We start from the raw sequence: 23,536 nt of genomic DNA, 5'->3' as shown, positions 1-23,536 counted from the left end.
CAGGCGGCCCCATGGCAACAATCCCACTATCGGCTCCCCTCTCGGAACGGACGACATCGAAGGGGTGACCTGAGTCGACTATTATGCCTATCATGGAGACAGGCAAGAAGCAAACGACCGTTTTAATTGCTATCGACGTTGGTGGCAGGCCATCGACGTTGGTGGCAGGCCATCGGCGGTGATGCGAGGGAGGAGATGCAGGTGGAACAGGTAGAACGCGATTCGATGGAGTTCGATGTGGTGATCGTCGGCGCCGGCCCCTCGGGCCTGGCCGCCGCGTGCCGACTGATGCAGCAGGCCAATGAGGCCGAGCAGGAGCTGACGGTTTGCGTGGTGGAGAAGGGCTCCGAGGTGGGCGCCCATATCCTCTCCGGCGCGGTCTTCGAGCCCCGCGCCCTGGCCGAGCTCTTTCCCGATTGGGAGGAGCGCGGCGCCCCGCTGACCACCCCGGCGACCCGCGACGAGGTCTACCTGCTCAAGGACGCCGAGAAGGCCCAGAAGCTGCCCAACGCTCTGGTGCCGAAGAGCATGCATAACACCGGTGGCGACATGCCGCGCTATGTGATCAGCGCCGGCAACCTCTGCCGCTGGCTGGCCGAGCAGGCCGAGGGGCTGGGGGTGGAGATCTTCCCCGGCTTCGCCGCCCAGGAGGCGATCGTCGAGGAGGGGGTGGTCAAGGGCATCCTGATCGGCGACATGGGCGTGGGCGCCGACGGCGAGCCCAAGGACAGCTACATGCCCGGCATGGAGCTGCGCGCGAAATACACTCTGTTCGCCGAGGGCGCCCGGGGCCATATCGGCAAGCGCCTGATCGCGGATTATGACCTCGCCGAGGGCCGTGATCCCCAGCACTACGGCATCGGCTTGAAGGAGCTGTGGGACATCCCGGCGGAGAAGCACGAGCCGGGCCTGGTGGTGCACGGTTCGGGCTGGCCCCTGGACAGCAAGACCCACGGCGGCTGGTTCCTTTACCACGGCGACAACCAGCAGGTCATGGTCGGCCTGATCATGGACCTCTCCTACCAGAACCCCTGGCTCTCGCCCTTCGACGAGTTCCAGCGCATGAAGCACCACCCGGTGCTGGCCAAGCACCTGGAGGGCGGCAAGCGCGTCGCCTACGGCGCCCGGGCCATCGTCAAGGGGGGCCTCAACTGCCTGCCGAAGATGACCTTCCCCGGTGGCCTCTTGATCGGCTGCGATGCCGGCACCCTGAACTTCGCCAAGATCAAGGGGCTGCACACCGCCATGAAGTCGGGCCTGGTGGCCGGCGAGGCGGTCTTCGAGGCCATTGCGGCAGGCGACGAGGGTGGCCAGGAACTGACCGCCTTCACCGAGAAGTGGGAGGCGAGCTGGGCCTGGGCCGAGCTCAAGGAGAGCGCCAGCTTCGGCCCGGCGATCCACAAGTACGGCACCATCGGCGGTGGCGCCTACAACTTCGCCAACCAGCTGCTGGGCGGCAAGCTGCCCAACGTCCACGACACTACCCCGGACCACGCGGCCCTCAAGCCCGCCGCCGAATTCGAGAAGATCGACTACCCGAAGCCCGACGGCAAGCTCTCCTTCGACAAGCTCTCCTCGGTGTTCCTGTCGAACACCAACCACGAGGAGGACCAGCCCTGCCACCTGAAGCTGGCGGACCCGGAGCTGCCGATCCGCGACAACCTGCCCGAGTACGCCGAGCCGGCAAGCCGCTACTGCCCGGCCGGGGTCTACGAGGTGGTCGAGGACGACGACGGCAAGCCGCGGTTCCAGATCAACTTCCAGAACTGCGTGCACTGCAAGACCTGCGACATCAAGGACCCGGCCCAGAACATCACCTGGGTGGCGCCGGAGGGCGGCGGCGGGCCGAACTATCCGAATATGTAAGCTGCAAGAAGACAGGATGAGGTGCTCAAGGGGCAGGCCACCAAAGGCCTGCCCCTTTTTCCTTGTCCGAAGGCAGCGGGGGGTGGCTTGCGGCTTGCGGCTTGATCCTTGTGGCTGGCAGCTCCGGGCACAGCCCGGCGTCAGTCGCCGGTGGCCACCGGCCGCGCGGGATCGCGGATCCACTCGCTCCAGGAGCCGGGGTAGAGCCGCGGCAGGGAGCGGCCGGCCACGGCGTAGGCCAGGATGGTATGGCAGGCGGTGACGCCGGAGCCACAGTAGGCCACGGCCTCCTCGGCCTCGGGCAGCTCCGCGGCGAGCCGTGACGGCGACTTGAAGCGTCCCTCCGCCGTCAGGTTGTCCGCCGAGGGCCGGCAGACCGCCCCGGGGATATGCCCCGCCACCGGATCGATGGGCTCCGCCTCGCCGCGGAAGCGCTCACGGGAGCGGGCGTCCACCTTGAGGGCGCGCCCCGAGAAGACCTGGTCGGCGTCCACCCGCCGCGTGTCATCGTAGACCGGCGTCCAGTCGCTGGGCCGCAGCGGGGAGCGGTCCCCCTCGGCCAGCTCTCCCCCCGCGCCGAGCCAGGCCTTGAGGCCGCCATCGAGCAGCCTGACGTCGGGGTGCCCGGCCCAGCAGGCGATCATCCACCAGGCACGCGCCGCCGCCAGCTGTCCCCCCATGTCGTCGTAGACCACCACCGGCAGCTCGGGGGTGATGCCGAGCCGCTGCAGGGTGGCGGTAAAGGCCGCGGTCGACGGCAGCGGATGGCGACCGCCCTGCCCCGGCGGCGCCGCCAGGTCGCGATCCAGGTCCAGATGGACGCTGCCCGGCAGGTGGGCCGCCCACCAGAGGCCGTGGCCGGCATCCGGGTCACCGAGGCGCGCGCGGCAGTCGAGCAGACGGGGGGGCCGCGCGCCCTCCAGGGCATCGGCCAGTTCGGTGGAGGTGATCAGGGGCGTGCTCATGCGGGTTCTCCTGCGATCAGTTCGATGGGGGCGCGCCGCGCGATCAGCCGCCGCCGGCCGGCATGCCGGAAGCGGACCTCGATCACCGGGTTGGCCGGGTCGCCCTCCACCAGGTGGATCTCGCCCTCGCCGAACACGGCATGGCGCAGCCACTGGCCGACACTGAAGCCGGCATAGGGCGCGGTGGGCTCGGCGACCTCGTCCCGGGAGAGGGCCGCCAGCGGCAGGCTCTCGCCCAGGGCCTCGAGATAGCGCCCCACCAGGTCGGGACAGGCCACGGCCAGGGGGCCGTCCTCTGTCGCGCCGGCCGCGAGGCGTCGGCGGACGCGTTCGGCGTCCTGCCAGGCGCTCTCGGCGATGAACCGGCTGGGGCGATGATCACCGCCGTCGTGGAGCAGCAGCAGCCGCTCGCGGGCCCGGGTGATGGCCACGTAGAAGAGCCGTCGCTCCTCCTCGAGGCGCTGCGGCGACAGGGGGTTGTCGCGGCTGTAGTGGGGAAAGTCCTCCTCGTTGGCGCCCGCCAGCACCACCAGCGGCCACTCCAGTCCCTTGGCGCCATGGACGGTGGTGATCAGCACCCCGTCCTCGCGGTTCTCCACCGGGCGGCGCAGCAGCTCGATGAAGGCGTCCGGATCGTTGCCGAGTTCCGCGGCCTGCTCGAGCAGAACGTCGAGCAGGCGCACGTCCTCCTCCCCCTTGTCGCGGCGCGCCGCGGCGCGCTTGAGCACCTTCTCGGCCTCCACCGCCTCTACCACGTGGGCGAGCAGCCGCGCCGGCGGCCAGGCGGCGAGACGCGGCAGCTCGCAGAGCAGCGCCCAGCGCCGCTTCAGGGTGCGCTTCTGGTGGGGCCTGAGCCCCTCGAGCAGCGGGTCGTGGCGCTCGGGCCAGCGCTGGGTCTCGGCCAGGCGCGTGGCCAGGGCCACCAGGCGCTCGCGGGCCACGAAGGGGGTCGGCTGGCCCAGCAGCAGGGCCAGGTGGGCGGGGTCGGCGAGCAGGGCCGGGGTCCGCGCCAGCATCAGGTAGCCGGCCAGCGCCTGGACCAGCGGCAGGCGGAAGACGAAGCGATCCTCCCGGGCCAGCCGGAACGGGATGCCCTCGCGCAGCAGCGCCAGCTGCAGCGGCACGGAGAGCGCCCAGCTGCGCACCAGCACGCAGGCCTCGTCGAGCCGGCGCCCCTCGTGCTGCCAGGCGGCCAGCGCCTGCAGCAGGCCGCGGCTGCCCTGGTCCAGGCCCAGTGAGGTGTCGGGATTGCCGGGAGCGGCCACGCAGAGCTGGTCGGGGCGGCGGCGGTTGGCGGCGATGGCATGGTTCGCCGACAGCGCCAGGGCATGGCCATGCCGGAAGGTGGTGGAGAGCGGGTAGTCGACCGCCTCGCCGAAGGTGGCGGTGAAGCGCTCGAGCATGGTGTCGGGGTGGGCGCCGCGCCACTCGTAGATGCACTGGTTGGCATCGCCGACCGCCATCACCGCGGCATCCCGGCCCGCCAGCAGCGCCAGCAGGCGCTGCTGGGCGACGTTGATGTCCTGGTACTCGTCGATGATCACGTGGTCGAGAAACCCCTGGACCCGGGCGCGCAGGCCGGCGTCGGCCTCCAGGGCCCGCAGCGGGCGATAGAGCAGGTCCGAATAGCTCATCAGGCCATGCTCGGCGAGCAGCGCCTCGGCGTGGTCGAAGGCGGCCACGAAGTGGTCGGTCTCCTCGCCGAAGTCGAGGCGCTCGAAGAGCGTCGCCGGCGGCACCATCTCGGCCTTCACCAGCGCACAGAAGTGGGCCAGGGCCTCGAGGCGCTCGGCGTCCAGCGCCGACTCGCGCGGCTCGGCCACCTCCGCCAGGGCCCGCTGGGTGGCCTGGCGCAGCAGCCTCTCCAGCTGCCAGTCGGCAGTCAGCAGCTCACGGGGGGCCAGCGCCCCCCAGCGGGTCAGGGTGGCGGTCAGCCGGTGGCCCAGGGAGTGGAAGGTGCGCACGTCGGGCAGCGGCTGGCCGGGCGGGGCCATGGCCGCCAGACGCGCCTGGAAGTCCTCGCGGGCCGAGCGGTTGAACATCAGCACCAGCAGGCGCGACGGCGTCACGCCCTGCTCGAGCAGGGTGAGCACCCGCGCCACCATGGTGGTGGTCTTCCCCGAGCCGGCCACGGCGGCGACCCGGGCGTGGCCGGCACCGTGCGCGACGACGGCCCGCTGTTCCTCGGTAAGCCTCACGGGGCCTCGCCGTCCGCGCCCCCGGCCGCCAGCCGGCCGAGGGGCTGCCAGGCGCCATCGCTCACGAGGCCCAGCTCCTCGCCGCCGTCGGGCAGCGCTAGGCTCTCGGCCGCTTCCACCAGGCGGTAGTAGACGTTGCGCCCCAGCCGCGCGGAGAGCCCGAAGCGCACCGGCACCTCGGGGACCGTCTCGCCGGCCGGGGTCTCGCTCGGCGTCAGCCGACGGGCCTCGTCCAGCACCAGCCGGTCGCCGACGTTGGTGGTCAGCCACCAGCGGCCGCTGTCGTCGCGCTCGGCGTCGACGATCAGGAAGGGGCGATCCTCGACGCGGATGCGCTGCAGCTCGGCGGGCGTCACCAGGGCATAGCCGCCGTCGGCCTCGCGGCGCAGGATGGTGGAGAGCAGCCGCACCAGGCGCGGCCGGGCGATGGCGACGCCCTCGTGGATCCAGCGGCCATCGGCGGCGATCACCAGGTCCATGCGTCCCTGGCGATCGGGGTGCCAGCGGTCCACGGGCGGGATCTCGCCCTCGGGGTCGATCTGGGACAGCAGCGGGTCGAGATGCATGGTGCGCCCTCCTCCGGGCCGCGGAAGACAGGGTGATGAGGGAAGCTTAGACCAGCCCGGCGTCGCGCAGGGACTCGCGCACCCCGGCCGGCGCCTCGGGCACCGCGGCCCGGAACAGCCGGTAGAAGTTGGCGGTGGTCTGCATGGCGACCTCCTCCACGCTGATGCCGCGCTCGGTGGCGATGCACTCGGCCACCTCCACCACCCAGGCGGGTTCGTTGGGCTTGCCACGATGGGGCACCGGTGCCAGGTAGGGGCTGTCGGTCTCGATCAGCAGGCGATCCAGCGGCACCCGGCGGGCCACCTCGCGCAGCGCCTCGGCATTGCGGAAGGTGACGATGCCGGAGAGCGAGATGAAGAAGCCGTGGCGGACCGCCTCGCGGGCCATCTCCAGGTCCTCGGTGAAGCAGTGCAGCACGCCGCCGATGGCCGGGTCGGTGTGCTCGCGGATCAGCGCGAGGGTCTCCTCGCGGGCCTCGCGGGTGTGGATGATCACCGGCAGCTCGAGCTCGGTCGCCGCGATCAGCTGACGGCGAAAGCGCTCGCGCTGCACCTCCCGGGAGGGCACCGACTCGGGGGCCTTCTCCAGGTAGTGGTAGTCCAGGCCGCACTCGCCGATGGCCACGGCGCCGAAGCGCTCGGCGGTCTCCCTGATCGCCTCGACCGTCGGCTCCTCGGCCACCCGGTGCAGCGGGTGCACGCCGGCAGAGATCACCACGTCGTCGTGCTCGCGGGCGATGGCGGCGATGCCGGGCACCTCCTCCAGGGTGACGCCGATGGCCAGGAACTGGCGGACGCCTCGCGCTCGAGCGGCATCCAGGGTCGCGGCGAGGTCACCACCGTGGGTACGGGGATCGAGACGGTCGAGATGGCAGTGGGAGTCGACAAACATGCAGAAAAATACCAGGGACAGAAGAAAGTTACCGCTCGATGGCGGCGAATGGCGTCAATCGGCGCTCGGCGCTCGGCGCTCGGCGCTCGGCGCTCGGCGCTCGGCGCTCGGCGCTCGGCGCTCGGCGCTCCTAGAGCGTATAGGTCGGCGCCCCCTTGTCCAGGTGGCCGGCCAGCAGGTTCTCGATGCGATCCCGCACCGCCTGGTCACCGGCGCTGAAATGGATGCCGACGCCGGGCATCCGCCGGCCGCTGACGCCCTCGGGAGAGACCCATACCACCTGCCCGGTGACCGGTACCCGGTCGCTCTCGCCGGGCAGGGTCAGCAGCAGGTAGATCTCCTGGCCCAGCTCGTAGCGCTCGCGGGTCGGCACGAAGATGCCGCCTCGCTCGAGCGATGGCATGTAGGCCGAGAGCAGGGTCTGGACGTCCTGGATGTTCAGCGACAGCGCCTTCTGGGCAGCCATGGGGATATCTCCTCGCTCAAGAGCGCAGCAGCGCGGACCAGCGCACCAGCCAGGCTTCCAGCACCAGCTGGGGATTGGGGTTGCCGCCCGAGGCCAGCAGGCGGCGCTGTTCCCGGGCGTAGTCGAGCAGGCGGAACCAGTCGCGCACCCGGGCGTTCTTGACCGCCTGCCGGTAGAGCGGCAGCAGGTCCGGGTTGCGAAGCGACGGGGCCCGCTCCGGGCTCTCGCCGGAGAGACCCAGGCGGATCAGGTCCTCCAGCCAGGCGATACCGTACCACAGTATCGCCTCGGTGGACTGGCGCTCGAGGCGCGCCGCCTCGGCCACCGGCTCCGCCCCCCGCACCAGCGCCTCGAAGGTCTCCACGAGCTGCTGGCGCAGCGCCCGGGACTCCGGTTCGGCCCGGTCGAGCGCGGCCAGCGGCAGCCCGCCGGCGACGCGCCACCAGAAGCGCGCCTCATCCTCGCCGCCCAGCCGTTCGGTCAGCCAGGGCAGGCACGCCTCCGGCGGCGGGGGGGCCAGGCTCCAGTGCTGGCAGCGCGAGCGGATGGTGGGCAGCATGCGCGAGGGAATGTCGGCGAGCAGCACGAACAGGGTCCGCCCACCGGGCTCCTCCAGGCTCTTGAGCAGCGCGTTGGCGGCGGCGACGTTCATGGTCTCCGCCGGGGCGATCAGGATCACCCGATAGCCGCCCTGCTGGGCGGTCTGGGCGACGAAGGCGTTGACCTCGCGGATGGGGTCGATGCGGATCTGGCGCTTGCCCTGCTCCGGCTCGACGCGCAGCAGGTCCGGGTGGTAGCCCGAGGCCAGCATCCGGCAGCCGTGGCAGTGGCCGCAGGCGGCCTCGCCGGGAGCGGCACAGAGCACCCGGGCGATCAGGGCATCGGCCAGCGAGCGCTTGCCCACCCCCCGCGGCCCGGAGATCAGCAGGGCGTGGGGCAGCCGCCCGGCATCCATCAGCCTGGTCAGCTCGTCGAAGCGCGCGCGCAGCCAGGGCAGCGGCAGCCCCGGGGCCTCCACGACCGGCCCCGCCTCGTTCAGCGCCATGCCGCCACCCGTTCGGCCAGGGTCGCCCGGATCTGTTCGCCCACGGCCGCCAGGTCCCGGGAGGCATCGATCACCGCGATGCGCCGGGGCGCCGCGGCGGCCCGGGCCAGGTAGGCGTCGCGAACGGCGGTGAAGAAGTCGGCGCGCTCGCGCTCGAAGCGATCCCGCTCGCCACCCCGCGCCGCGACCCGCCGCTGGGCCGCCTCCACGGGCATGTCCAGCAGCAGGGTCAGGTCGGGTTCGAGCCCCTGCTGGACGAAGCGTTCCAGCTCGGCGATGCGTGGGGCGGGAATGCCGCGTCCGCCGCCCTGATAGGCAAAGGTGGCGTCGGTGAAGCGGTCGCACACCACCCAGGCGCCCCGCTCGAGGGCCGGGCGGACCACCCGGGCCAGGTGCTGGGCACGGGCGGCGAACACCAGCAGCAGCTCCGCATCGTCGTCCAGCGGCTCGTCGCCGGCGGGGTCGAGCAGCAGCGTCCGGATCGCCTCGGCGCGGGGCGTGCCCCCCGGCTCGCGGGTCTGGACCACCTCGAGGCCCCGGGCCTCCAGCCATTCGACCACCCGGGCCAGGTTGGTGGACTTGCCCACCCCCTCGCCCCCTTCCAGGGTGATAAAGCGCCCGCGCTCGGCCATTTGTGTCTCCTTACTGGCGATTGCGGATATACCGATTGACCGCGTTGTTGTGCTCGCGCAGCGTCCGCGAGAAGTGGTGGGTACCGTCGCCACGCGACACGAAGTAGAGGGTCTCGCCGGGCAGCGGGTCCACCGCGGCCTCGAGGGAAGCCCGGCCCGGCATGGCGATGGGCGTCGGCGGCATCCCGTCGATCACGTAGGTATTGTAGGGCGTGGCCTCGCGGAGGTCGGCCCGGGTGATCCGCCCCTCGTAGCGCTCGCCCATGCCGTAGATCACCGTGGGATCGGTCTGCAGGCGCATGCCCCGCTCCATCCGCCGCTTGAAGACGCCGGCGATCTCGCGGCGCTCCTCCGGGGCGCCGGTCTCCCGCTCGATCAGCGAGGCCATGATCAGCGCCTCGTAGGGCGTCTCGATGGTGAGGTCGTCGACCCGCGAGGCCCACACCTCCTCGAGGATGCGCTCCATGCGGGAGAGCGCCTGGCCCAGGATCTCCAGGTCGCTCACGCCCTTGTGGTAGCGGTAGGTGTCGGGGAAGAACCAGCCCTCGGGATGCACCCCCTCGCGGTCGAGCAGCGCCATCACCTCCTCGTCGGAGAGCCCCTCGGTGCGCGTCTCCAGCTTGGGCGCCGCCTCGAGCAGGTCGCGCATCTGGCGGAAGGTCCAGCCCTCGGGGATGGTCAGGGGGTAGGTGACGACCCGGTCGCTGCCCAGCAGGGCGATCATCTCGCGCCCGCTCATGCCGGGTTCCAGCATGTATTCCCCGGCACGCAGGCTCGGGACCGCCTCGGGCTCGAGCCGCGTGAGCAGGCGGAAGGCCCAGACGTCGGCGATCACCCCGCGTTCGGCCAGGTCGGCCACCACGCGGTTGTAGCCTGCACCGCGGGGCACCTCGTAGAGGGTCGGCTCGTCCACGGCGATGGGCGCGGCGAGCCGCGACTCCCAGTAGCGATGGCCGGCGAACAACGCCGCGCCAGCCAGGAGGGCCAGCACCAGCAGGATCTTCACCACACGCAGCATCGGTGTCCTCGTCGTCTCATCTCAGTTCAGGTCGGGAAGGGGGTAGCCCAGCAGGCGATGGGCCTCGGCCTGGAAGGCGCGGTGGCTGGCGGACAGCCGCCAGCGGAGGAGCGGCCTGCCGGCCGCGTCATCGAGGCGGGTCACCGGCCAGACGCCCTGCACGGAGTTGCCGAGCCAGACCGCCTCGGCCGCCTCGAGCGCCTCGGGCAGGATATCGACCTCGCGGACCTCCAGGCGTTCGATGAGCGCCTCCCGCAGGGTGCCGGCCACGCCGCAGCGGTCCATCCGCGGCGTCTCCAGGGCACCCGCCCGTCGCCAGAAGAGGTTCATGGCGGTGGCCTCCACCAGGCGGCCGTCGCTGTCGCAGAGCAGCCCCTCGGCCACCTCGTCGTCGTCCCACTCCGCGCGCGCCAGGACATTCTCCAGCCGGTTGAGGTGCTTGAGGCCGGCCAGCCGCGGCTGGATCCCCAGGCGCAGGGCGCAGTGGCGCACCCTGACCCCTTCCTGCCAGCGCGCCACGTCGGGGGTGAAGGGGGCCAGCTGCCAACGCAGCCGCGGCGCCGGGGTCGCCGGGGCACGATAGCCGCGCCCGCCGCTGCCGCGGGTCAGCATCAGCTTGAGCACCGCAAGGCCCGACGGCGCCTCGGCCAGGGGCGCGGCGAGCCGGTGCTCCGCGGGCAGCGGCAGGCCCAGCACATGGCAGCCGCGGGCCAGGCGCGCCAGGTGCTCGTCCCACAGCCGCGGCCGGCCGTCGCGCACCAGCACGGTCTCGAACAGGCCATCGCCATAGGCCGCACCGCGGTCGTCGAGGGGCCAGCCCTCCCCGGCGGCAGCCCCCCTCACCTCGCGCCCTCCCGCCTCATGGCTCACGCCCGCGTGAAGACCAGGGTGCCGTTGGTGCCGCCGAAGCCGAAGGAGTTGGAGAGTGCCACGTCGATCTTCATCTCGCGGGCGGTGTGCGGGACATAGTCGAGGCGGCAGCCCTCCTGGGGGTTGTCCAGGTTGATGGTGGGCGGCGCCACCTGGTCGCGGATCGCCAGCACGCAGAACACCGCCTCCACCGCGCCGGCCGCGCCCAGCAGGTGGCCGATCATCGACTTGGTGGAGCTCACTGCGACGGATCTTGCCGCCTCGCCCATCACCCGCTCGACGGCCAGGCTCTCCGCCAGGTCACCGGCCGGCGTCGAGGTGCCGTGGGCGTTGATGTAGTCGATGGCCGAGGCGTCGATGCCGGCATCACGCACGGCATTGGCCATGGAGAGTGCCGCGCCGCTGCCGTCCTCGGGCGGAGAGGTCATGTGGTAGGCATCGTCGCTCATGCCGAAGCCGCTGAGCTCCGCATAGATGGTCGCGCCGCGCGCCTTCGCGTGCTCGTACTCCTCCAGCACCATGACGCCCGCCCCGTCGGAGAGCACGAAGCCATCGCGGTCCCGGTCCCAGGGCCGGCTGGCCGCCTGGGGATCGTCGTTGCGCGTGGAGAGCGCCCGGGCCGCGGAGAAGCCGCCGAGGCCCAGCGGAGTGGTGGCCATCTCGGCACCGCCGCAGATCATCACATCGGCGTCACCGTAGGCGATGGTCCTCGCGCTGTAGCCGATGTTGTGGGTGCCGGTGGTGCAGGCGGTGGTGATGGCGATGTTGGGGCCCCGGAACCCGTGCTGGATCGCCAGGTTGCCGGAGATCATGTTGATGATCGAGCCGGGCACGAAGAAGGGTGAGATGCGCCGCGGGCCGCTCTTGAGCATGACGCTGTGGTTGTGTTCGATCATCGGCAGGCCGCCGATCCCGGAGCCGATCGCCACGCCGATGCGGCCGGCATTCTCCTCGGTGCAGGCGAGCCCCGAATCCGCGATGGCCTGGGCACCCGCGGCCATGCCGTACTGGATGAACAGGTCCATCTTGCGGGCTTCCTTGGGATTCAGGTAGGGACTGATGTCGAAGTCCTTGACGGACCCCCCGAAGCGCGTGTTGAAGCCGCTGACATCGAAGTGCTCGAGGGGGGCAATGCCGCTCTTGCCGGCCACGATGTTCGACCAGCTCTCGTCCACGGTATTTCCCACCGGCGTGACCAGGCCGAGCCCGGTCACCACAACCCTTCTACGAGCCATCAGCTTTCCTCCAGACATCCTCAATGACACGACTCCGACCCGAGGGAGCCGTCGTGTGCGCGCATTATAACGAGTCTCCCCGTCGCGTGCCGCCCTGACAAGCCCATGGCCGACCGGCCTGCCGACGAAAAAGCCGCCTCACAGGGCGGCTCTTTTCCGGGGACGAGCCCCGAGCGTCAGCAAGCGGTATCGACCGCCACCAGCTTACTGGTGGGCGTTGACGTAGTCGATGGCTTCCTGAACGGTGGTGATCTTCTCGGCTTCCTCGTCGGGAATCTCGGTGTCGAACTCTTCCTCGAGCGCCATGACCAGCTCGACGGTATCCAGGGAATCAGCGCCGAGGTCCTCGGTGAAGGAAGAGGAGTTCTGAATATCTTCTTCCTTGACGTTCAGACGCTCGGCCACAACCTTCTTAACGCGCTCTTCGATGGTGCTCATTATGACGTACTCCAGTCGTTCACGTTGGCCGTTCAGATGTCCAGCCGTTTTAAGTTCCAGATCCGCAAGCCGGAAGCTGCGGGGTAGTTTATAGACGCCCCGGGGCCGGCGCAACCGCCGGACCCGGCGGGTCTCAACGCATGTTCATGCCGCCATTGACGTGCAGGATCTCGCCGGTGATGTAGCCGGCGGTCTCGCCGGTGAGGAAGCCCACCGCCGCGGCGATCTCCTCCGGCTGGCCGAGGCGCGCCAGGGGAATCTGGCCGAGCAGCACCTTGTGCTGCTCCTCCGGCAGGGCCTCGGTCATGTCGGTGGCGATGAAGCCGGGCGCCACCGCATTGACGGTGATGGCACGGGACGCCACCTCGCGGGCCAGCGCCCGGGTGAAGCCCTCCATCCCCGCCTTGGCGGCAGCATAGTTGGTCTGTCCCAGGTTGCCCATGCTGGCCACCACCGAGCTGATGCTGACGATACGGCCGAAGCGCGCCCGGGTCATGCCGCGCAGGCAGGCCTTGCTGACGCGGTAGACCGACTTGAGATTGGTGTCGACCACCGCATCCCACTCGTCTTCCTTCATGCGCATCAGCAGGTTGTCCCGGGTGATGCCGGCGTTGTTGACCAGGATGGTCGGGGCGCCGAACTCCTCGCTGATCGCCTTGACCAGGGCGTCGACGCTGGCCTGGTCGGTCACGTCGAGCCGGCGCCCGGCGCCCTCGATCCCCTGGGCCTTGAGGTCGGCATCGATCCTCTCGGCACCGGCGTCGCTGGTGGCCGTGCCAATCACGATGCGCCCCTGGCGCCCCAGCTCATGGGCGATGGCCCGGCCGATGCCGCGGCTGGCACCGGTGATCAGGGCGACTCTGGTTTCGGTAGTCATGGTGGTTCCGCCTTCGTCCTGGTGAGGGAAATCAGCCGTTGGCTGACGACTGGCCGGCCGCGTCCCGGGCCAGCTCGAGGGCCGCATCCAGGCTGTCGGGATCGTTGACCGCCAGCCCCTTGCTGCCCCGCGCGATCCGCTTGTTCAGACCGGTGAGCACCTTGCCCGGGCCACACTCGATGAACACCTCGGCACCGCGCTCGACCATCGCCTCGACGCAGGCGGTCCAGCGGACCGGGCGATAGAGCTGCTCGATCAGGCGGGTACGCAGGGTCTCGACATCGGCGTGGGCCTGGGCGTCGACGTTCTGGATCACGGTGTAGCGCGGGGCCCGCAGCTCCAGCTCGCCCATGGCGGCGGCCAGTCGCTCGGCGGCCGGCTCCATCAGCGCGCAGTGGGAGGGCACCGAGACCGGCAGCGGCATGGCACGCTTGGCCCCCGCCTCCTGGCAGGCGGCGATGGCACGCTCCACCGCCGCCTTGCCGCCGGCGATCACCACCTGACCGGGGGCATTGTAGTTCACGGCAGAGACCACCTCGCCATGGGCGGCGTCGGCACAGGCCTTCTCGACCACGGCGTCGTCGAGACCGAGGATCGCCGCCATGGCGCCCTCGCCCACCGGCACCGCCTCCTGCATCGCCTCGCCGCGCAGCTTCACCAGGCGCACGCCCTGGGCGAAGGGGAGCGCCCCGGCACAGACCATGGCACTGTACTCGCCGAGGCTGTGCCCGGCCATGGCGCCGGGGCGGGGGCCTTCCAGCTCCTGCCAGACCCGCCAGATCGCCACGCTGGCACTGAGCAGCGCCGGCTGGGTACAGGCGGTGGCGTTGAGGGCCTCCTCGGGTCCCTCCTGGACCACCTGCCAGAGGTCGTAGCCGAGGGCGTCGGAGGCCTCCTCGAAGGTGGTGCGCACCACGCTGTAGCGTTCCGCCAGTTCCCGCAGCATGCCCATCTGCTGGGAACCCTGCCCGGGGAACACGAGGGCGAGGGGTTGGGTCATGTCAATCACCTATGCTCTTGTTGGCTTTCATCGTCACCGGCGCTTCCCGGTGCGAGGACTCGAGGTCCGCTGTCGGTTCGACCGCCGCGGTCGACCGAATCGATAGCGGGCCGTCGCGGCACCAGCTCCGCCGCCAGATGTCTCGGCAGGTCACGACTGACCTCCTGGACCGCCCGCTGCACCGCATAGTGGAAGCCGGTCGCATCGGCACTGCCGTGGCTCTTCACCACGATGCCGGCCAGGCCCAGCAGGCTGGCGCCATTGTAGCGCACCGGATCCAGCTCGCTCCTGAGCCGCCGCAGCGCCGGCCTCGCCAGCGCCCCCACCAGTCGACTGCTCCAGTGGGCCTCGAAGGTGGTCTGCACCCGCTCGACCAGCATGCGCGCAAGGCCCTCGCTGGCCTTGAGCACCGCATTGCCGACGAAGCCGTCGCAGACCACCACGTCCACGCGGCCGCTGAAGATCCCGTCTCCCTCCACGAAGCCCTGGTAGGCGAGGTGGGGCAGCTCGCGCAGCCGGGCATCCGCCTCGCGGACGCTGGCCGTACCCTTGGTCCCCTCGAGCCCGACATTGAGCAGGGCGACCCGGGGCGCGGCAAGCCCATCCACGTGGCGCGCCATCAGCTCGCCCATCAGCGCGAAGTCCACCAGCCGCTCCGCCGAGGCCTCGACGTTGGCCCCCAGGTCGAGCAGATAGCAGCGCCCCTGCTGGCGGGTGGGGATCGCCGTGCTGATCGCCGGCCTGGGGATGCCGGCCACCGTTCCCAGGGCCCGCCGCGCCAGGGCCATCAGGGCGCCGGTGTTGCCGGCACTGACCCCGGCCGCTGCCTCCCCGGAAGCGACACAGGCCAGCATCCTGGCCATGCTGGAGTCCTGGCCGTGACGCAGCGCATCGGAGGGGCGCACGCCCTGGTCGATGACCCGCGGGGCATCGACGACCTCCAGACGCGAACCGGCCGCGGCGAGCCGCCGCGGCAGGCAGGAGATCTCGTCTTCCAGCGTTCGGCGCACGCCGAACAGCCGGATCTCGAGACGGGGGTCCTGGATCACGGCACTGGCCGCCCCCTGCACGGTAGCGCGGGGACCGAGGTCTCCGCCCATCGCATCGATGGCGATTCTCACGACAGGGTCAGCGGCCAGGCGTCACCGCAGGGCGCGTCGTCGCCTCAGGCGTCGACGACCTTGCGGCCACGGTAGAAGCCGTCGGGGGAGACGTGGTGACGCAGGTGGGTGGTACCGGTCTCCTTGTCCTGGGAAAGGGCCGGTGCGCTCAGCGCGTCGTGGCTACGACGCATGCCGCGCTTGGAACGGGTCTTGCGGTTCTGTTGAACTGCCATGGGATGTCACTCCAGAGTGCAATCGATGATGAATCAGGATTTGCCCTTGAGGCGCTTGAGCACCTCGAACGGGCTCGCAGCGGGCTCACGGGATGCCGCGGCATCCGCCCCACTGGTCAGCTGGTCGCGAGAGACCTCACAGTCGGCCTCGTCGTGGTAAACCACCTGGGGCAGACTGAGGATCAGTTCATCCTCGACCACCGTCAGCAGGTTCAGCTGTTCGTTTTCCACCAGCACCGGCTCGTGGGTGCTCGGCAGCTCGGCTGCCAGAGCGTCGCTGGTGACCATGCCCAGCAGGAACTCGCTCGCCACGCGCTGCGCCATCGGCGAGAGGCAGCGGCGACAGGGCAGCTGCAGCTCGGCCTCCAGGCGGCCGTGGATCACCCGGCGCCCCTGGGCGTCGATGGCGAAGTCGAGCCAGACACGACAGTCGCCGCTCTGGGGGCCGACCTCGTCGGCGAGACGCGCGAAATCATCGAGGGACATCAGTCCTTCGAGGTGCTCGGCGCGGGCGGCGAGCCGGTAGGGCTCGACCCTGCTGGGGAGTCGTGTGGTCAACATAGGCGCGCAATGATAGGCACTCCCCCTGTCCCTGTCAAAGCCGCCGTGGCGCAATCGCGCCTGCTCCGGGTGGCGACGGCGACGGCGCTGCCCGCCCCCTCTCCGGGATCGTCCAGCGGCGCGTCGACTTCATGTTACGCTGCGCCCGTCACCCCGGTCAGGAAACATGCCCATGCCACGCCTCGTTCTTGCCTCCGGATCGCGCTGGCGGCGCCAGCTGCTCGACCGCCTGGAGATCCCCTACGCCTGGGAGAGCCCCGATATCGACGAGACTCCCCGCCCGGGGGAGAGCCCGGAGGCCCTGGTGCATCGACTGGCGCTCGCCAAGGCCGAGCGGCTGGCCGACGCCTGGCCCGACCACCTGATCATCGGCTCGGACCAGGTCGCCCTGTTCGAGGGCGAGATCCTCGGCAAGCCCGGCGACGCGGCCACCGCCCGCGCCAACCTGGCGCGCTTCTCCGGGCACCGCGTGCGCTTCCTCACCGGCCTGGCGCTGCTGGATACCCGCCTGGGTCGCCACCGCGTCTGCCACGAGCGCTACGACGTGGTGTTCCGCCGGCTCGGCGACGAGGAGATCGCTCGCTACGTGGCGAAGGAACAGCCCCTGGACAGCGCCGGGAGCTTCCGCATGGAGGGGCTGGGCATCGCCCTGTTCGAGCGGCTGGAGGGCGACGATCCCAACACCCTGATCGGCCTGCCGCTGATGCGCCTCTGCGCCCTGCTGCGCGAGGCAGGCCTGGATCCGCTGGCGCCTGGCGTCTAGGCAAGTTGTAGGAGGCCAACTCTGTTGGGCGAATGGAGTCCGAAGGCCTCCCAGGTGTGCCTCGAGCTCGCCGCACCATCAGGCGCCTGACGGCGCCAGTCGCGCAGCAGCGCTGCCCTCCTACGCTTCACGGAAGCTGGTAGCGCAGCGGCGAGTCGGCGCGCGGCACCCCCAGCCACTCCATGGCGACGCGACCGAACTGCCGGGTGAAGCGCTCGAAGGGGTCGAGCCGCGGGGTGTAGTCGCGCACCCTCGCCTCCTCCAGCCGCTCGCGCGCGAGCCCGTCCAGGCTGCCGATGGCATCGATCAAGCCCAGCTCGACGGCCTGCTCGCCGCTCCACACCAGCCCGCTGAACAGCCGCTCGTCGTCGACCAGCCGGTCGCCACGTCCCTCGCGGACGGCGGCGATAAACTGGTCATGGGTCGTCTCCAGCACCGACTGCCAGAACTCGCGCTGCTCGGGCGCCAGCTCCGAGAAGGGATCGAGGAAGGCCTTGTTGTCGCCGGCGGCGAAGACCCGGCGCTCCACGCCCAGCCGCTCGATCGCCTCCTCGAAGCCGAAGCTGGCCGAGATCACCCCGATGGAGCCCACCAGGCTGGCCGGGGCGGCGACGATCTCGTCGGCGGCCGCGGCGATATAGTAGGCCCCGCTGGCGCCCACGTCCTCGATGACCGCGATGATCGGCTTGTCGCCCTCGGCGCGCAGCCGCATGATCTCGTCGAAGATCCGCTGGGACTGCACCGGGCTGCCCCCGGGGCTGTCGATCTGCAGCACCACCGCGGCACTCTCCTCGGCGTCCCAGGCGCGCCTGAGGCCGGTGGTGATCCGCTCGGCACTGGCCGGCGAGTCGGCGTCGATCACGCCCTTCACCTTGACCAGCCCCAGGTGGGGGCCGGCCGGCGCGCTGACGCCGGGGCCGGCGAGGAGCCCATAGAGGGTGGCCGACAGCGACGCCAGGATCAGCGCCACGAAGAGAAAGCGGAAGAACAGCTTCCAGCGCCGGGAGCGGCGCTGCTCGGCCAGCACCCCGCCGACCCAGCGATCCATCATCTCCAGCTGGGCCAGGCGCTGCCGCTCGCGCAGGGTCTCGGCATCCTCGGCCGGCGGGGGCGGCGTGGCATCGCTCTGGCGGGCGCGACGCGCCTCCTCCGGGCTGAGCTCGGGCCCCTGGGTCCAGCGGTCGTCTCGTCTGTCGTCGCTCATGGCAGTCTCGTCCTTGCAGCCGTCATCAGAGGGCGCGGCCGACGCCGGCTCGCCCGTGCAGAAAGTCGAAGAGCTCAGGCATCGCCTCGGCGGTGAACGCGGGGCGGCTGGCGGCCAGGCGCTCCGGCGCATGCACCCCCCAGGTCACCGCCACCCGATCCATGCCCAGCGCCCGGGCCATCTCCAGGTCATATTCGGTATCCCCCACCATCACCGCCTCCTCCACGCCGACGCCCAGCTCGGCCAGCAGCTCCTCCAGCATCCGGGGGTGGGGCTTGGAGAGGGTCTCGTCGGCGGTGCGGCTGGCGTGGAACCAGCGGCCGCTGTCGCTCTCGCGGAAGATCCGGTCGAGGCCGCGGCGGCTCTTGCCGGTGGCCACCGCCAGGCGCTGACCGGGTCGCCCGTGAAGGCCGGCCAGCCCCTCCTCGGCACCGGGGAAGAAGCGCATCGGCGCATGATCGCCCTCGACGAAGTGCCAGGCATAGCGGCTGCGCAGCAGCTCGGCGCGATCGGGGTCGATGCCCGGACAGAGGGTGGCGATCGCCTCGGGCAGGCCCAGGCCGATGATGTTGCGCACGCTCTCCGGCGCCAGCTCCCCCCAGCCGGCGTCCCGGGAGGCCGCCTGCATGCAGGCGACGATCCGCGCGGCGGAATCCATCAGGGTCCCGTCCCAGTCGAAGATCACCAGTCGGTAGCGCATTGTCGTCTCCGTGTCAGGCTGAAGGGGTCAGGAGGCGCGGCGGGCTCGGGTCAGCACCGTCTCGAGCTCCTCGGGCAGCGGCGCCCGGATCTGCACCGGCCGCCCGCTGGTGGGCTCGGGAAAGGTCAGCGCCGCGGCATGCAGGAAGAGTCGCGACAGGCCCAGCTCGGCGGACAGCTTCTGGCTGTCGCGACTGCCGTACTTGTCGTCACCGAGCAGCGGATGACCGGCGTGGGCGGCATGCACGCGGATCTGATGGGTGCGACCGGTGACCGGCTCGGCCTCCACCAGGGTCACCCGAGCGAAGGTCTCGCGCACCGCGAAGCGCGTGCGTGCCACCTTGCCGGCCGGATCGACCCTGACCCGGCGCTCGCCGTTGCCGAGCTCATAGCGGTCGAGCCGGGCCGCCACGAAGTCACGCCGGGCCGACCAGCGACCGGCCACCAGGGCCAGGTACTGCTTGTCCATCTGGTGCTGCTTGAGCGAGGCGTTCAGGGCCAGCAGCGCCGGACGCGACTTGGCCAGCAGCAGACAGCCGGAGGTGTCCCGGTCGAGGCGATGGACCAGTTCGAGGAAGTCCAGGTCCTCGCGCACCTGGCGCAGGGCCTCGATCAGGCCGATCTTGACCCCGCTGCCGCCATGCACCGCCAGCCCCGAGGGCTTGTTGATCACCAGCCAGTCGCGTCCCTCCACCAGCACGCTGCCGGCCAGCAGGTTGCGCAGGTTGTCACTGACCTCGCGCACCGCCTCGCGGGGCGAGAGCCGCAGCGGCGGGATGCGCACCACGTCACCCAGCGCCAGGCGGGTATCGGCCTTGACACGCTTCTTGTTCACCCGCACCTCGCCCTTGCGCACGATGCGGTAGATCAGCGCCCGCGGCGCCCCCTTGATCCGGGTCATCAGGAAATTGTCGACCCGCTGCCCCACCTGGCCCTCGGTCACTTCCACCCACTGTACATCGCGCCCTTCGGCCATGCCGAGACTCCACTGCCAGACCTGCGAAAGCCGCATTCTATCGCAGTGCACGCCATCCTGCGCCAATTGCTGGCCACCCCCTTTGCTGTTATATTGCCAACTCGCTTCAGTGGGCCTTTACGGGCCCCATCGAGCGCCTGCACGACAGACACGCAGGTCGAGGCGAAAAGATCAGGCCGCGACGACGCTCACCCGTCCCGCCGCCGCGTAGGAAAGAGAAAGCAACGATACAACGCCACGCCCGGATCCCCAAGTCGCTCCCCCGTCATGGAGCGGCGGCAGGCCACGGGAAACGTTCCACCATCGTGCCGCAGGTCGGCGTCGGCGAATCGATGAATGCCAGGTGTTGGCGGTGACCGCAGGGCCGGATGGGTGACACCCCACCGAGACATGTCCTGCCTCCGCCCCGTACTCAACATGGTCATGTCGTGCCGGTGCCCCGCCTCGGGCGGGCCCCGACACGGCCGGACGCTACTGCGCATCCGCGACATGCGCTGAGCACAAGCACGCAGCACCCAGAGGTTCGCCCACGCCGATGCTCGCCGGCGCCCCATATTGCGAGTCAACATGAAACGGATGCTCATCAATGCGACCCAGCCCGAAGAGCTGCGCGTCGCACTGGTCGATGGACAACGCCTCTACGACCTGGACATCGAGTCCGGTGCCCGGGAACAGAAGAAAGCCAATATCTACCGCGGCAAGATCACCCGCATCGAACCCTCCCTGGAAGCCGCCTTCGTCGATTTCGGCGCCGACCGCCACGGCTTCCTGCCGCTGAAGGAGATCTCCCGGGAGTACTTCGTCAAGGAGCCCGCCTCCGGTCGCCCCAGCATCAAGGAGGTCCTCAAGGAGGGCCAGGAAGTCATCGTCCAGGTGGACAAGGAGGAGCGCGGCAACAAGGGCGCGGCGCTGACCACCTTCATCTCCCTGGCCGGCCGCTTCCTGGTGCTGATGCCCAACAACCCCAAGGCCGGCGGCATCTCGCGGCGCATCGAGGGCGAGGAGCGCAGCCAGCTCAAGGAGGCGATGAACCAGCTCACGGTGCCCGACAGGATGGGCCTGATCGTGCGCACCGCCGGCATCGGCCGCTCCCCCGAGGAGCTGCAGTGGGACCTGGACTACCTGGTCCAGGTGTGGGAGTCGATCACCGCCGAGGCCGGCAAGCGCCCCGCCCCCTTCCTGATCTACCGCGAATCCAACGTCATCATCCGCGCCATGCGCGACTACCTGCGCCAGGACATCGGCGAGGTGCTGATCGACAGCGAGGCGGTGCACCAGGAGGCCCTGGCCTTCATCCGCCAGGTGATGCCCTCCTACCAGCAGAAGATCAAGCTCTACGTCGACGAGGTGCCGCTCTTCTCGCGCTTCCAGATCGAGTCGCAGATCGAGACCGCCTACGAGCGCGAGGTGAAGCTCCCCTCCGGCGGCTCCATCGTCATCGACCACACCGAGGCACTGGTCTCCATCGACATCAACTCGGCTCGCGCCACCCGTGGCAGCGACATCGAGGAGACGGCACTGCAGACCAACCTGGAGGCGGCCGACGAGATCGCCCGCCAGCTGCGCCTGCGTGACATCGGCGGCCTGGTGGTGATCGACTTCATCGACATGAGCCCGGCGCGCAACCAGCGCGAGGTCGAGAACCGCATGCGCGATGCGCTGAAGCTGGACCGCGCCCGGGTGCAGATCGGCCGCATCTCCCGCTTCGGCCTGATGGAGATGTCCCGTCAGCGCCTGCGCCCCTCCCTCGGCGAGACCAGCGGCGTGGTCTGCCCGCGCTGCGACGGCCAGGGCACCATCCGCGACGTGCGCTCCATCTCGCTCTCGATCATGCGCCTGATCGAGGAGGAGGCCATGAAGGAGCGCAGCGCCCAGATCCGCGCCATCCTGCCGGTGCCGGTGGCCACCTACCTGCTCAACGAGAAGCGCAACGTGCTGGCCGACATCGAACGTCGTCAGGGCGTGCGGGTGGTGCTGCTGCCGAGTCCCGAGATGGACACGCCCCACTACGACGTCCAGCGCCTGCGCGACGACCATGTGGACGAGGAAGGCACCGCCACCCTCTCCAGCTTCGAGCTCTCCACCGACACCGAGGTGGGCCGCGAGCCCGAGGCCGCCTTCGGCAAGCCGATACAGCGGGCCGAGGCCGCGGTGAAGACCGTGATCCACCACGAGCCGGCTCCGGCCTCCCTGCAGCAGGAAGAGGCCCCGGCCGCCCCGCCGACGACCCCGGCGCCGGCGCCGGCGCCGGCGGCCAGGAGTGCCCGGCCGCCGGCCGTGCAGCCGCCCGTCGCCGAGCCCCAGGCCGGCGTGCTGGGCCGCCTGGTCAAGGGCCTGGCCAAGCTGCTGGGCAGCGACGAGGCCCCCGCCGATGGCGAGCAGAAACCGTCCCCCCGCCAGGACGCATCGCGCGACGACAAGGGCGCCCGCAAGCCCTCCCCGCGTGACGACGAGCGGGGCAGCGAACGCGGTAACCGCAACGGCCGCCAGCGTCGCCCCCGCAACGAGGAGCGCCGCGGCGCGCCGCGCCAGGAGAGCGAGCGCGGCGAGGCCAGGGGCGACGGCGCCGAGAGCCGTGACAACCGCGGCAGCCGTGGCGGTCGCGGACGCGGGCGCCAGGACGATGGCCGCCCGGCCCGTCAGCAGGAGGCGCCCCGCACCCGCGACGAGAAGTCCAGGGACGACAAGCCCCGGGATGACAAGCCGCGCGACGATTCGCGTCGTCGCGGCAGCGAGCGCCGCGACGAGCGTGCCGCCGAGAAACCCGCTGGCCCCAAGGCCGACGCGCCCCAGGCAGAGGCACCGGTGGATGACGGCAAGCCCAAGCGCACCCGCAACAACCCGCGCAACCGCAGCCGGCAGCATGCTATCAACCCCAAGGCGGTAGAGGAGCAGCAGCGCCTGCTGGCGGAAGCCCCGAAGGAAGACGCCAAGCCCGACGCCGCCCCGAAGGTGGAAGAGACGTCCGAGGCCCCGAAGGCAGACGCCAAGCCTGAGACCAAGGCAGAAGAGAAGACGGAAGCCAAGGTCGAGGCACCGAAGGCAGACCAGAAGCCGGAGCCCAAGGCCGAAGCGCCCAAGGCGGAGCAGGAGCCCGTCGAGCCCAAGGCCGAGCCGAAGCCGGAAGCCAAGGCCGAGGCGCCCAAGGCGGAGCAGAAGCCCGAAGCCAAGGCCGAAGCGCCTAAGGCAGAGCCGAAGCCCGAGCCCAAGGCCGAGGCACCCAAGGCCGAACCGAAAGCCGCCGAGGCCAGGGCCGAGGCACAGAAGGTCGAGCCGAAAGCTGACGAGGCCAAGGCCAAGGCTGAGCCGAAGCCCGAAGCCAAGGCCGAGCCGAAGCCCGAAGCCAAGGCCGAGCCGAAGCCCGAAGCCAAGGCCGAGCCGAAGCCCGAAGCCAAGACCGAGCCGAAGCCCGAAGCCAAGGCCGAGCCGAAGCCCGAAGCCAAGGCTGAGCCGAAGCCCGAAGCCAAGGCCGAGGCACCCAAGGCGGAGCCGAAGCCCGCCGAAGCCAAGGCCGAGGCACCCAAGGCCGAACCGAAAGCCGCCGAGGCCAGGGCCGAGGCACAGAAGGTCGAGCCGAAAGCTGACGAGGCCAAGACCGAGCCGAAGGCCGAAGCCAAGGCCGAAGCACCCAAGGCCGAGCCGAAAGCTGCCGAAGCCAAGGCCGAGACGCCCAAGGCCGAGCCGAAAGCCGCTGAAGCCAAGGCCGAGGCGCCCAAGGCCGAGCCGAAAGCCGCCGAAGCCAAGACTGACGCGCAGACGCCCGCCAACGCCGGGGAGACGCCGGAAGAGCGCCGTGCCAGCCGTCGCCGCCGCCGCGCCCATAACGATCCGCGCGAGATCCGCCGTCGCGAGTTGGAGGCGAAGGCCCAGGAGGGCAAGCAGGGCTGAGGCCCCGCATCGCCCTCACCAATGACAGCGCCCGCAGCCAA

The 23,536-nt window shown here is 70.7% G+C and carries 22 protein-coding genes; 3 read left to right on the top strand and 19 right to left on the bottom strand.

Annotated features, from left to right (window positions below):
- The first annotated feature begins 201 nt into the window (after window positions 1–201).
- Window positions 202–1,866, top strand: coding sequence for a 4Fe-4S dicluster domain-containing protein (locus BDK63_RS04590; RefSeq protein WP_183330176.1), 1,665 nt, complete (start codon window positions 202–204; stop codon window positions 1,864–1,866).
- Between the two features lie 140 nt (window positions 1,867–2,006).
- Here the strand turns inward: BDK63_RS04590 and BDK63_RS04585 are convergent, their stop codons facing one another.
- The 16 genes from BDK63_RS04585 to BDK63_RS04510 all read right to left on the bottom strand — a co-directional run bounded on the left by BDK63_RS04585 (window position 2,007) and on the right by BDK63_RS04510 (window position 15,965).
- On the bottom strand, window positions 2,007–2,831 hold the full coding sequence (locus BDK63_RS04585; RefSeq protein WP_183330175.1) for a sulfurtransferase: 825 nt from the start codon (window positions 2,829–2,831) through the stop codon (window positions 2,007–2,009).
- The gene (locus tag BDK63_RS04580; protein ID WP_183330174.1) at window positions 2,828–5,029 is read right to left on the bottom strand and encodes a UvrD-helicase domain-containing protein; all 2,202 of its coding nucleotides are present in this window, start codon (window positions 5,027–5,029) and stop codon (window positions 2,828–2,830) included. The genes BDK63_RS04585 and BDK63_RS04580 overlap by 4 nt, the downstream gene beginning before the upstream one ends.
- Window positions 5,026–5,595 carry a DUF1285 domain-containing protein gene (locus tag BDK63_RS04575; RefSeq protein ID WP_183330173.1) on the bottom strand — a complete coding sequence of 190 codons (570 nt, stop codon included), beginning with the start codon at window positions 5,593–5,595 and terminating at the stop codon, window positions 5,026–5,028. Before BDK63_RS04575 ends, BDK63_RS04580 begins: the two co-directional genes overlap by 4 nt.
- A gap of 46 nt (window positions 5,596–5,641) precedes the next feature.
- Window positions 5,642–6,487 carry a TatD family hydrolase gene (locus tag BDK63_RS04570; RefSeq protein ID WP_183330172.1) on the bottom strand — a complete coding sequence of 282 codons (846 nt, stop codon included), beginning with the start codon at window positions 6,485–6,487 and terminating at the stop codon, window positions 5,642–5,644.
- 130 nt (window positions 6,488–6,617) lie between these two features.
- Window positions 6,618–6,953 (bottom strand): PilZ domain-containing protein, encoded by a 336-nt coding sequence (locus tag BDK63_RS04565; RefSeq protein ID WP_183330171.1) that lies wholly within the window; start codon window positions 6,951–6,953, stop codon window positions 6,618–6,620.
- A 16-nt stretch (window positions 6,954–6,969) separates the two neighbouring features.
- The gene (locus BDK63_RS04560; RefSeq protein WP_183330170.1) at window positions 6,970–7,998 is read right to left on the bottom strand and encodes a DNA polymerase III subunit delta'; all 1,029 of its coding nucleotides are present in this window, start codon (window positions 7,996–7,998) and stop codon (window positions 6,970–6,972) included.
- Window positions 7,989–8,630, bottom strand: a complete 642-nt coding sequence (tmk, locus tag BDK63_RS04555; protein ID WP_183330169.1) for a dTMP kinase — start codon at window positions 8,628–8,630, stop codon at window positions 7,989–7,991. Before tmk ends, BDK63_RS04560 begins: the two co-directional genes overlap by 10 nt.
- A 10-nt stretch (window positions 8,631–8,640) precedes the next feature.
- On the bottom strand, window positions 8,641–9,648 hold the full coding sequence (gene mltG / locus BDK63_RS04550) for an endolytic transglycosylase MltG (RefSeq protein WP_183330167.1): 1,008 nt from the start codon (window positions 9,646–9,648) through the stop codon (window positions 8,641–8,643).
- Between the two features lie 21 nt (window positions 9,649–9,669).
- Complete coding sequence (gene pabC / locus BDK63_RS04545; RefSeq protein WP_183330165.1) at window positions 9,670–10,491, bottom strand: aminodeoxychorismate lyase; 822 nt, start codon at window positions 10,489–10,491, stop codon at window positions 9,670–9,672.
- A gap of 23 nt (window positions 10,492–10,514) precedes the next feature.
- Window positions 10,515–11,753 carry a beta-ketoacyl-ACP synthase II gene (gene fabF, locus BDK63_RS04540; protein WP_183330163.1) on the bottom strand — a complete coding sequence of 413 codons (1,239 nt, stop codon included), beginning with the start codon at window positions 11,751–11,753 and terminating at the stop codon, window positions 10,515–10,517.
- Between the two features lie 204 nt (window positions 11,754–11,957).
- On the bottom strand, window positions 11,958–12,191 hold the full coding sequence (gene acpP / locus BDK63_RS04535; RefSeq protein WP_008956801.1) for an acyl carrier protein: 234 nt from the start codon (window positions 12,189–12,191) through the stop codon (window positions 11,958–11,960).
- Window positions 12,192–12,324: 133 nt separating this feature from the next.
- A complete protein-coding gene (gene fabG, locus BDK63_RS04530) occupies window positions 12,325–13,068 on the bottom strand; it encodes a 3-oxoacyl-ACP reductase FabG (RefSeq protein WP_183330161.1) in 744 nt (247 codons plus the stop codon).
- Window positions 13,069–13,099: 31 nt separating this feature from the next.
- Window positions 13,100–14,068: an ACP S-malonyltransferase gene (gene fabD / locus BDK63_RS04525; protein ID WP_183330159.1), complete on the bottom strand. Its 969-nt coding sequence runs from the start codon at window positions 14,066–14,068 to the stop codon at window positions 13,100–13,102.
- Window positions 14,069–14,073: 5 nt separating this feature from the next.
- Window positions 14,074–15,189 (bottom strand): phosphate acyltransferase PlsX, encoded by a 1,116-nt coding sequence (plsX, locus tag BDK63_RS04520; protein WP_183330157.1) that lies wholly within the window; start codon window positions 15,187–15,189, stop codon window positions 14,074–14,076.
- A gap of 44 nt (window positions 15,190–15,233) precedes the next feature.
- Window positions 15,234–15,404, bottom strand: coding sequence for a 50S ribosomal protein L32 (gene rpmF / locus BDK63_RS04515; RefSeq protein WP_023005526.1), 171 nt, complete (start codon window positions 15,402–15,404; stop codon window positions 15,234–15,236).
- Between the two features lie 33 nt (window positions 15,405–15,437).
- The gene (locus BDK63_RS04510) at window positions 15,438–15,965 is read right to left on the bottom strand and encodes a YceD family protein (RefSeq protein WP_183330155.1); all 528 of its coding nucleotides are present in this window, start codon (window positions 15,963–15,965) and stop codon (window positions 15,438–15,440) included.
- Window positions 15,966–16,137: 172 nt separating this feature from the next.
- On the opposite strand from BDK63_RS04510, the gene BDK63_RS04505 reads away from it, so the two are divergent.
- The gene (locus BDK63_RS04505; RefSeq protein ID WP_183330153.1) at window positions 16,138–16,728 is read left to right on the top strand and encodes a Maf family protein; all 591 of its coding nucleotides are present in this window, start codon (window positions 16,138–16,140) and stop codon (window positions 16,726–16,728) included.
- A gap of 127 nt (window positions 16,729–16,855) precedes the next feature.
- Here BDK63_RS04505 and sppA read toward each other — a convergent pair whose 3' ends face one another.
- From sppA to BDK63_RS04490, 3 genes are read right to left on the bottom strand one after another with little or no spacing between them, the layout of a single operon-like run.
- Window positions 16,856–17,932, bottom strand: coding sequence for a signal peptide peptidase SppA (gene sppA, locus BDK63_RS04500; protein WP_183330151.1), 1,077 nt, complete (start codon window positions 17,930–17,932; stop codon window positions 16,856–16,858).
- Window positions 17,933–17,957: 25 nt separating this feature from the next.
- A complete protein-coding gene (locus BDK63_RS04495) occupies window positions 17,958–18,632 on the bottom strand; it encodes an HAD-IA family hydrolase (protein WP_183330149.1) in 675 nt (224 codons plus the stop codon).
- Window positions 18,633–18,659: 27 nt separating this feature from the next.
- Window positions 18,660–19,607 (bottom strand): RluA family pseudouridine synthase, encoded by a 948-nt coding sequence (locus BDK63_RS04490; RefSeq protein ID WP_183330147.1) that lies wholly within the window; start codon window positions 19,605–19,607, stop codon window positions 18,660–18,662.
- Between the two features lie 567 nt (window positions 19,608–20,174).
- Between BDK63_RS04490 and rne the strand changes: the two genes are divergently transcribed.
- Window positions 20,175–23,495, top strand: coding sequence for a ribonuclease E (gene rne, locus BDK63_RS04485; protein ID WP_183330145.1), 3,321 nt, complete (start codon window positions 20,175–20,177; stop codon window positions 23,493–23,495).
- Window positions 23,496–23,536 lie beyond the last annotated feature (41 nt).

It is taken from the genome of Halomonas campaniensis (assembly GCF_014193375.1).
GTDB lineage: Bacteria > Pseudomonadota > Gammaproteobacteria > Pseudomonadales > Halomonadaceae > Halomonas > Halomonas campaniensis.
Note: the sequence above shows the minus strand (reverse complement) of the source record. Positions and strands in the feature narration are given on the sequence as shown.

Bases quoted from the DNA above. Each gene is read 5' to 3' on its own strand.
- BDK63_RS04585 (WP_183330175.1), bottom strand. From the start codon at position 2,831: ATGAGCACGCCCCTGATCACCTCCACCGAACTGGCCGATGCCCTGGAG.
- BDK63_RS04575 (WP_183330173.1), bottom strand. From the start codon at position 5,595: ATGCATCTCGACCCGCTGCTGTCCCAGATCGACCCCGAGGGCGAGATC.
- BDK63_RS04570 (WP_183330172.1), bottom strand. From the start codon at position 6,487: ATGTTTGTCGACTCCCACTGCCATCTCGACCGTCTCGATCCCCGTACC.
- BDK63_RS04565 (WP_183330171.1), bottom strand. From the start codon at position 6,953: ATGGCTGCCCAGAAGGCGCTGTCGCTGAACATCCAGGACGTCCAGACC.
- BDK63_RS04560 (WP_183330170.1), bottom strand. From the start codon at position 7,998: ATGGCGCTGAACGAGGCGGGGCCGGTCGTGGAGGCCCCGGGGCTGCCG.
- tmk (WP_183330169.1), bottom strand. From the start codon at position 8,630: ATGGCCGAGCGCGGGCGCTTTATCACCCTGGAAGGGGGCGAGGGGGTG.
- mltG (WP_183330167.1), bottom strand. From the start codon at position 9,648: ATGCTGCGTGTGGTGAAGATCCTGCTGGTGCTGGCCCTCCTGGCTGGC.
- fabF (WP_183330163.1), bottom strand. From the start codon at position 11,753: ATGGCTCGTAGAAGGGTTGTGGTGACCGGGCTCGGCCTGGTCACGCCG.
- acpP (WP_008956801.1), bottom strand. From the start codon at position 12,191: ATGAGCACCATCGAAGAGCGCGTTAAGAAGGTTGTGGCCGAGCGTCTG.
- fabG (WP_183330161.1), bottom strand. From the start codon at position 13,068: ATGACTACCGAAACCAGAGTCGCCCTGATCACCGGTGCCAGCCGCGGC.
- fabD (WP_183330159.1), bottom strand. From the start codon at position 14,068: ATGACCCAACCCCTCGCCCTCGTGTTCCCCGGGCAGGGTTCCCAGCAG.
- rpmF (WP_023005526.1), bottom strand. From the start codon at position 15,404: ATGGCAGTTCAACAGAACCGCAAGACCCGTTCCAAGCGCGGCATGCGT.
- BDK63_RS04510 (WP_183330155.1), bottom strand. From the start codon at position 15,965: ATGTTGACCACACGACTCCCCAGCAGGGTCGAGCCCTACCGGCTCGCC.
- BDK63_RS04505 (WP_183330153.1), top strand. From the start codon at position 16,138: ATGCCACGCCTCGTTCTTGCCTCCGGATCGCGCTGGCGGCGCCAGCTG.
- sppA (WP_183330151.1), bottom strand. From the start codon at position 17,932: ATGAGCGACGACAGACGAGACGACCGCTGGACCCAGGGGCCCGAGCTC.
- BDK63_RS04495 (WP_183330149.1), bottom strand. From the start codon at position 18,632: ATGCGCTACCGACTGGTGATCTTCGACTGGGACGGGACCCTGATGGAT.
- BDK63_RS04490 (WP_183330147.1), bottom strand. From the start codon at position 19,607: ATGGCCGAAGGGCGCGATGTACAGTGGGTGGAAGTGACCGAGGGCCAG.
- rne (WP_183330145.1), top strand. From the start codon at position 20,175: ATGAAACGGATGCTCATCAATGCGACCCAGCCCGAAGAGCTGCGCGTC.